General features: G+C 64.3%; 8 protein-coding genes and 1 pseudogene. 5 read left to right on the top strand and 4 right to left on the bottom strand.

The window, feature by feature from the left end:
* Positions 1 to 253: 253 nt before the first annotated feature.
* On the bottom strand, positions 254 to 733 hold the full coding sequence (locus EOA24_RS20925) for an isoprenylcysteine carboxylmethyltransferase family protein (protein ID WP_126082130.1): 480 nt from the start codon (positions 731 to 733) through the stop codon (positions 254 to 256).
* On the bottom strand, positions 730 to 1,731 hold the full coding sequence (locus EOA24_RS20920; protein ID WP_126082131.1) for a DUF1624 domain-containing protein: 1,002 nt from the start codon (positions 1,729 to 1,731) through the stop codon (positions 730 to 732). The genes EOA24_RS20925 and EOA24_RS20920 overlap by 4 nt, the downstream gene beginning before the upstream one ends.
* A gap of 227 nt (positions 1,732 to 1,958) precedes the next feature.
* On the opposite strand from EOA24_RS20920, the gene EOA24_RS20915 reads away from it, so the two are divergent.
* The gene (locus tag EOA24_RS20915) at positions 1,959 to 3,158 is read left to right on the top strand and encodes an MFS transporter (protein WP_126082132.1); all 1,200 of its coding nucleotides are present in this window, start codon (positions 1,959 to 1,961) and stop codon (positions 3,156 to 3,158) included.
* Here EOA24_RS20915 and EOA24_RS20910 read toward each other — a convergent pair.
* Positions 3,127 to 4,317, bottom strand: a complete 1,191-nt coding sequence (locus tag EOA24_RS20910; protein ID WP_127410026.1) for an aromatic ring-hydroxylating dioxygenase subunit alpha — start codon at positions 4,315 to 4,317, stop codon at positions 3,127 to 3,129. The genes EOA24_RS20915 and EOA24_RS20910 overlap by 32 nt on opposite strands.
* Before the next feature lie 102 nt (positions 4,318 to 4,419).
* Here EOA24_RS20910 and EOA24_RS20905 point away from each other — a divergent pair, with 102 nt between their 5' ends.
* The 3 genes from EOA24_RS20905 (at position 4,420) to cobO (ending at position 6,409) form a co-directional block, all read left to right on the top strand.
* On the top strand, positions 4,420 to 5,106 hold the full coding sequence (locus EOA24_RS20905; protein ID WP_126082134.1) for a gamma-glutamylcyclotransferase: 687 nt from the start codon (positions 4,420 to 4,422) through the stop codon (positions 5,104 to 5,106).
* A 132-nt stretch (positions 5,107 to 5,238) separates the two neighbouring features.
* A complete protein-coding gene (gene cobU, locus EOA24_RS20900) occupies positions 5,239 to 5,784 on the top strand; it encodes a bifunctional adenosylcobinamide kinase/adenosylcobinamide-phosphate guanylyltransferase (protein WP_126082135.1) in 546 nt (181 codons plus the stop codon).
* A 1-nt stretch (position 5,785) separates the two neighbouring features.
* Positions 5,786 to 6,409 carry a cob(I)yrinic acid a,c-diamide adenosyltransferase gene (gene cobO / locus EOA24_RS20895; protein WP_189343106.1) on the top strand — a complete coding sequence of 208 codons (624 nt, stop codon included), beginning with the start codon at positions 5,786 to 5,788 and terminating at the stop codon, positions 6,407 to 6,409.
* Here cobO and cbiB read toward each other — a convergent pair.
* Positions 6,406 to 7,413, bottom strand: coding sequence for an adenosylcobinamide-phosphate synthase CbiB (gene cbiB, locus EOA24_RS20890; protein WP_126082136.1), 1,008 nt, complete (start codon positions 7,411 to 7,413; stop codon positions 6,406 to 6,408). The two genes, cobO and cbiB, sit on opposite strands and share 4 nt — an antisense overlap.
* On the opposite strand from cbiB, the pseudogene EOA24_RS20885 reads away from it, so the two are divergent.
* Positions 7,412 to 7,689, top strand: a pseudogene (locus tag EOA24_RS20885) (threonine-phosphate decarboxylase); the annotation flags it as partial. The gene cbiB and the pseudogene EOA24_RS20885 sit on opposite strands and share 2 nt — an antisense overlap.

The following is a 7,689-nucleotide window of genomic DNA, read 5'->3' as shown; positions in this document are numbered from 1 at the left end:
GGGTGTGAATACGTAGGCATGGCTGCCGATGGCGGTTGGCTGGAGCCTTCTGAATTCGTCATCCTAGGGCGGAGCAAGGAGCGAAGCGACGCGCGCAGACCCTAGGATCCATGCCGTGACGCTAAGGCGTGCAACGATTGCAGAATTCTGCGCCGTTGCGCTCTATGACGGAGGTCACGGCGATGGATCCTCGGGTCAAGCCCGAGGATGACGACGTCCCGAACGCTCAGGCTAATCGCCAGGCCACTCAACCTCAAATCCAGCGCCGGACCCGCTTGGCATAGTCCCGATATTTCTTGCCGAACTTCGCCGCCAGGATCTTTTCCTCCTTCTCGATCGCCAGCTTCTGCGTCGCGAAGGCGGCGAGGAAGGCGAAGATCAGGAACCAGGCGATGCCGGTGATGAAGGCGACGCCGATCAAGAGCAGCGTGTTGGCGAGATACATCGGGTTGCGGGTAATGCCGAAAGGACCCGACGTCACCAGGTGGTCGGGCTCGGCATTGGGGTCGAGCGTCGTCCTGGCCTTGAACATGGCGCGGATGGCCGTGATCCAGAGCATGGCGACGCCGAACAGTGCCACCCAGCCGACGCCGAACAGGAGATCGCCAAAAATGTCGCCGATCCAGGGCAGCGGATAGAGCATGCCGAGGACGACGCTCGCTGCGATCGCCACGACATAGATTATCGGCGGCCAGGGAATGATCCCGTGTCTGGGCTTTGCGATGCCCGTCATTGCTGCCCTCCCTGCATCTGGTCCTCGGTCGCGGCGGTGCAGGTTTCCGCAAGATCGGACAGGTGCGATTTCCAGACGCTGGACTGGTCGTTGGCGTAGAGCTTGTCGAGAGACCCTTCGCCCTTCAGCGTGTCCAGCATGCAGCCACAATAGCTCGTACAGAACTTGCTGTCGCGCTGCTGTTCGCACTGCGCCTGGCAAGCCGGCAGGAAACCGGCCTCCTTGTCCTGGGGGGCGGCGGGCATGACTTGCGAGAACAGCCAGACCGAGCCGAACAGAAGCGGCTGATGGATGAGGTAGAAGGCGAGGCTGTGGCGGCCGATGAAGGTCAGCGGGTTCGACCAGCGGCCCGGTATCCATGTCCCCAGCCGGGCAAGCAGGCCTGTGACGGAAGCCAGCTCGACCGCGGCGATGCCGGCAAGCACTGCGCCGAACCAGGGAAAGAGCGGCACATAGTCGTTGGAACGCGGGTTTGTGGCGGAGAGGCCGACCCACCACAGCGCCGGATGATCGAAGAATTCCGACCGCAGATAGTAGGGAGCTGCGATGACAGCGGCAGCGACGATTGCCGTCAGCAGCCAGGGCAGCCTGAGAAAGGCGAGGCCGAGCAGGCTTGCGAGCGCGATCTCGTGCAGGATGCCGAAGAAGATGAAACCGTCCGGCGTGACGAAATAAGTGACTGCCGAAATGGCGATCGCCGCCACGGCGACCATGGCGAAGCGCTTCCAGAAGCCTGGCCAGCGGATCTGGCGGCCATGGGCGAGGAAGAGACTGACGCCGACCAGGAACAGGAAGGTCGAGGCGATGCAGCGCGCATAGAATTTCCACCAGCCGAATGCGGTCAAAGCGGGCGCGGTATAGCCGAAATTCTCAAGATCCCAGGTGAAGTGGTAGCTCGCCATCGCGATCAGCGCGACGCCGCGCAGGATGTCGAAGGCGGCGATACGGCCCTGCTTGGTCGCGTCCTGAACGGGTTCGCTGGTCGTTTGAAGGCTCATCGTCAGGCAATCCGATTCAGTCGTGCCAAACGACTATCACGGTTCAAGCCGACGACAGAAGCAGGCGCCATCAATGCGTTTCATGGCAGCCATGAAATTTCGCTTTAGGCCAGCGGCGGAAAGCCTTTGGCAGGCTTCGCTTTTCGGCCTCCGGGGGTCGGTTTCCTGCTACTGGTCGGCTGCTGGTCCGGCCAGATTTGGGGAGCGATTCACGTCCCGGAGGGCCGATGTCCACCCATGTGCGCCATCCGATCTGGCTTCCGGCCCTGCGGCCGGCGGATGCGCGCACCTTCGCCTCGCTCTATGCGATGGAATCCTTCGCCCGCGCCACGATCTCCAGCGTGATCCCGATCCAAGCCTACGAGATCCTGCACAATGAGCGGATCGTCTCGATCCTCTACACCATCGTGTCGCTGATGGGCCTTTCGGTGACGCTGTTCATGCCGATGCTGATCCGCCGCTTCGCGCGGCGATGGGTCTACACGGCCGGCTGCGTGCTGCTGTCGATCGGCTCCGCCTTCTTCGTCACCCACACGCTGCCCGGACAGCTCGCCGGCATGCTCTGCCGCGTCATGGGGGCGAGCGCGCTGTCGATCACGCTCAACCTCTACATCATGGACCACATCCGCAAGACCGACTTCATGCAGGCGGAATCGCTGCGCATGGCCTGGTCGATGTTTGCCTGGACTGGCGGGCCGACGCTCGGCATCTTCCTTTACACGCATTTCGGCATCTATGCCGCGCATGGCGCGGTCGTGGTCTTTGCCTTCGCGCTGCTTTGCCTGTTCTGGTTCTACCGGTTGAGCGACAACCAGTCGATCCGGCCCGGCAAGTCGCGTCCCGGCAATCCGCTCGCCAATATCGGCCGCTTCGTGAAGCAGCCGAGGCTCTGGCTTGCATGGCTGATCGCCTTCGGCCGCTCCTGCTTCTGGACGACGTTCTTCGTCTACGGCCCGCTGTTCATGGTGATCACCGGCGAGGGCAAGCTTGCCGGGGGCCTGCTGGTTTCAGCCGGCAATGCGCTTCTGTTCATGGCGATCTTCTGGGGCAGGGCCGGCAGGCGTTTCGGCGGGCGCCGGGTCATGACCTTCGCCTATTTCGCCATGGCGGCCATGCTGTTCGCGGCAGGCGGTATCGGCGAGGCCGCTCCGCTGCTCACGGCCGCGCTGCTGCTCTTCGGCGCGCTCTTCACCATCGCCCTCGACGCGCTCGGCTCAACCGCCTTCATGCGCTCGGTTCGTTCGTACGAGAAGGCGCAGATGGCGGCGGTCTACCGCACCTATCTCGATTTCTCCGAGCTGACGCCGCCGCTCGTCTATTCGGTGGTGCTCACCTTCTTCGGCCTGGGATCGGTGTTCGTCACGCTCGGCATCCTGGCGGCCTTCTGCGGCTTCGTCACCTGGCGCTATCTGCCAAAGGCGTTTTGAACGCCGCGTGACAGCCGCGTACCCAGTTGTGGAAGCGGTGCAGCTCGTATTCTTCCGGCATCAGCACGCCGACTTCGTGGCGTATCGAGCGCAGGCCTTTCTGGTTGACCTCGCAGATCGCGGCGTCTTCCTCCAGCACCTGCGTGCCGAAGGCGACGATGTTGTCGATATCGGTCTTTCCCAGCGCTTCCGGCGCGAACAGCCATTCCGCGGTGAGCTCGGTCTGCTCTGGGCCGAGCGGGGCGAGCCGCACGGTGCGCATGTAGTCGACATGTGCGACGATGAACATCGAGGGCAATGAGGTCGCATCGATCTGGCCCGCGGCGCGTTCGGCCGGGGTCAGGCTCGGGAAGACCGGGCCATGGACGTGGCCGTCGCGCGACCAGGTTTCGGCGCCGGCGCGCAGGCGGCCGGAAAATTCCGGATCGTCATTGTCGGCGTGGCGCGCCCATTCGGGATCGTCATGCCTTGCCATCAGGCCGCGGCCGTAGATCGGCACCAGCCGCGACAGATCCTTGTGCACGCCCGGGCAGTGCAGGCACTCGTTGAAGTTCTCCCAGAAGATCTTCCAGTTGCAATTCATCACCTTGGTGAGCCGGTGGCCGGTGATGAGCGTTTCCAGCGGCCAATTGGAAAGATCGCCGGAGGCGCGATCGAACGAGCTTTCCGCCGAGCCTTCGGGCTCCTTGGCGAGGTTGATGAAGACGAAGCCGCGCCAGAGCGAGAGCGCCACGCGATAGAGCGGATAGTCGGCCTTGTCGAAGCCCTCGGGCAGCGATTTCGACGGCACGCGCACGAGATCGCCGCGCAGCGAATAGGACCATGCGTGGTAGGGGCAGGTCAGCAGCCTGGCCTTCAGCCGCCCGGCGCTGTCCTGGCAAAGCTGCGAGCCGCGATGCCGGCAGGTGTTGTGGAAGGCGCGCAAGGCCCCGGTCTCGTCGCGCAGAACTAAGATTTCCTGGCTGCCGATGCGGACCGTTCGGAAGGCAAGCGGCTCGGCGAGATCGGCCTCTCGGCAGACCATCAGCCAGTTTCGGTACCAGATGGCGTCCAGATCGCACCGGTAGGCGTCGGCATCCCAATAGGCCGCCGACGGCAAGGTCGGCTGGAGGCTGGTCAGGCCGTTGTAAGGATCGCGTTCGCTCGGATTGGGCTGCATCGGCTTCTCCGGGTGACGACAGCCGACACCCGGGCAAAGCTGTTGTCAATTGCCGGCCCTCGCGGATTGTAGCGCCGGCGCAGGAACCTTAAGGTCGCGCGCATGCTGCCAAGAACCATGTCGCTTACCGAGGAACTGGTCGCCCGCTGCTTTCGCGTTGTCGAGGACAGCGGGCCCGATCCTGACGCCGAGCATCTGGATGACGCGGACTATGACGCAATGGTGCGCATGCTGGAGGCTCAGCTTCCCGCCGACGAACCGCTTTGGCTGTTTGGCTACGGCTCCCTGATCTGGAAACCCGAGATCGAGCATGTCGAGGAGCGGGTGGCCCTGCTGCGCGGCTGGCACAGGTCCTTCTGCATGAAGATGACGCGTTGGCGCGGCACCAAGGAAAGCCCGGGCCTGATGATGGCGCTGGACCGTGGCGGACAATGCAAGGGCGTCGCCTTTCGGCTCGGCGATGGCGACCGGCGCGAGCAACTCGACAGGCTGCTGCGGCGAGAGGCGACGCTGAAGCCGACCAGCTATCATCCGCGCTTGATCAATATGACGAGCGATGCCGGTCCGTTGCGGGCGCTGGCCTTCGTTATCAACCGGCAGGGTACTACCTATGCCGGCCCGCTCACCGAGGAGGATGTTGTCGAGAGGCTCGCGACGTCCTGCGGCCACTGGGGCTCGGGCGCCGACTATCTTTACAACACCGTGAGGAATCTCGAGCTGCGCGGCATCCACGACGCTCATTTGTGGCGGCTGCAGCAGCTGGTCGCGGCGCGGATCGCCGCTTCTTAGCGCCGAGACGCTTGCCGCAATCGCGCCGGGACACGGCGGAAATTGGTTTGCCGGTGGTTGTGCTTCTGCCTAAAGTCGCGCCCCGTCAGCCGTTGGCTGCCGCAAGATTTCATCTAAGGACCAAGACAGCGAATGACCGGCGCGACAGCCGCGAGCGGCAACAAAGCTTCCGATCGCAAATTAACTTTGGTCCTGGGCGGTGCGCGCTCGGGCAAGAGTTCGCATGCCGAGAGCCTCACGATCGCCCATCCGTCGCCGTGGGCCTACATCGCCACGGCGCAGGCCTGTGACGAAGAGATGCGTGAGCGCATCGCGCTGCATCGGTCGCGGCGTGGCGAGGGCTGGGTCACCGTCGATGCGCCGCTCGACCTGGTGGGCGCGATCGAAGCCTTGCCGGATCACCAGTCGGTTCTGATCGATTGCCTGACTTTGTGGCTCACCAATCACATGCTGGCCGAACATGATGTCGAGGCCGAATGCCGGCAGCTGGCGGATGTGCTGTCGCGGCCGCGCGGGCCTTGGTTCGTGGTTTCCAACGAAGTCGGGCTCGGCATCGTGCCCGACAATGCACTGGCGCGCCGTTTCCGCGATGCTGCCGGACGGCTCAACCAGCAGGTCGCGGCGGTGGCCGACAATGTGCTGATGATGGTGGCGGGGCTGCCGCTCAAGGTGAAATGACATGGTCGAAGACAAGATGATTAACGAGGGGGACGCCGAGCGCCATCGCGCCAAGACGGCCAAGCGCAAGGCGGTGCAGGATGCCGAGGTTGCCGGCAAGACGATCGAGAAAGGACTGCTGATCGTCAACACCGGGCCGGGCAAGGGCAAGACCACTGCCGCCTTCGGCCTGGCGCTGAGGATGCTGGGTTACGGCAAGCGCGTCGGCGTGGTCCAGTTCATCAAGGGCAAGTGGCACACCGGCGAGAAGGACGCCTTCGCGGCCTTTGGCGACCGCGTCGTCTGGCATGCGATGGGCGAAGGGTTCACCTGGGAGACGCAGGATTTGAAGCGCGACATCGCCGCCGCCGAAGCCGCCTGGGCCAAGGCGCTCGAACTCATGGCCGACCCGTCGATCAGCCTCGTGGTGCTCGACGAGCTCAACATCGCGCTACGCTACGATTATCTCGACCTGGAAAAGGTGGTCGTGGCCCTGAAGGCGCGTCGGGGCGATCTGCATGTCATCGTCACCGGCCGCAACGCCAAGCCGCTGCTCGTCGAGGCGGCCGATCTCGTCACCGAAATGGGGCTGACCAAGCACCATTTCTCGGCGGGCGTCAAAGCGCAGCAGGGGATCGAGTTCTAAGGTGTGCTGGCGCCTTGGCCGCTGATCGAAATGCTCAGGTAGATCACGATCGCCGACAGCACCGCGAACAGGCCAAGCAGCAGCCAGTCGGCGACACGATAGAGCTTCAGCGCCTGGCGGATGTCGGTGCTCTCGGCCTCGCGGCGGCCGCCTTCGCCCATGAAGGCGTCCTCGACGACCTCGCCGCCATAGCTGCGCGGACCGGCGAGTGACAGCCCCAGCGCGCCGGCCATCGCCGCCTCCGGCCAGCCGGCATTGGGCGAGCGGTGTTTCCTGGCATCGCGCCGCATGACTTGCCAGGCGCTACGGGGATCCGCGCCCGGGACAAGGAAGGCCGCCAGCACGATGAGCAGGCCGGTCAACCGCGATGCAGGCAGGTTGATCAGATCGTCGAAGCGGGCGGCCGCACGGCCGAAGGCTTCGTGTTTCGGCGTGCGGTGGCCGATCATCGAATCGGCGGTGTTGGCGGCCTTGTAGGCAGCGCCGCCAGCGAGACCACCGACGCCGGTCCAGAAGGCGGGCGCGACGATGCCGTCGGAGAAATTCTCGGCCAGGCTTTCGATCGCGGCACGGGCGACGCCTGCCTTGTCCAACTTTTCAGGATCGCGGCCGACAATACGGGAAACGGCGATGCGGCCAAGCGTCAGGCCGCCGGTCTCCAGCGCATCCGCGACCTCCTCGACATGCTCGGCGAGGCTTTTCTGCGACAGCAGCGCGGAACCGAGGACGGCTGCAATGACCAGACCCGTCGGGAAGATCAGCCAGAGCAGGACATGCAGCGCAAAGCCGATGAGGCCAGGCACCAGCAAGATAATGAGCAACGCCCGCACACCCTGGCGGCGACGGATTTCGTCGGAATCTGTGGCGCGGTTGAGCCGGCGATCGAGAAAGGATATCAGCCTGCCGATCCAGGTGACCGGATGGCCGATGGCGTTGAACAGCCAGTCCGGATAGCCGAGGACCCGTTCGACGGCGAGTGACAGGAAAGCGATCAGGATAGACATGAAGCTTCTAAGCGGCGCGATCGCGGCGGTTGATCATGGCGGCAGCCTCGGCCGGGCAAGCGCGCTTTTTCCTCATGCGCCACAACCTTTCGTGGACCTCTCGACAGGTATCAACCCGCACTCCTATCCGCTTTTCGAATTGCCCGCCACCGCCCTGACCCGATTGCCGGAGGCAGGACAACTGCGCGAATTGGCCGAAATTGCGGCTGCGGCCTACGGCGCGCCATCTGCGGCGCATGTGGCGGCGGCGCCCGGCACGCAAATTCTGCTGCCGCG

Origin of the sequence: Mesorhizobium sp. M2A.F.Ca.ET.039.01.1.1 (genome assembly GCF_003998035.1) — a bacterium.
In the GTDB taxonomy this organism is placed as follows: Bacteria; Pseudomonadota; Alphaproteobacteria; order Rhizobiales; family Rhizobiaceae; genus Mesorhizobium.
The sequence above is the reverse complement of the archived record's forward strand: the minus strand, read 5'-3'. Positions and strand labels throughout refer to the sequence as shown.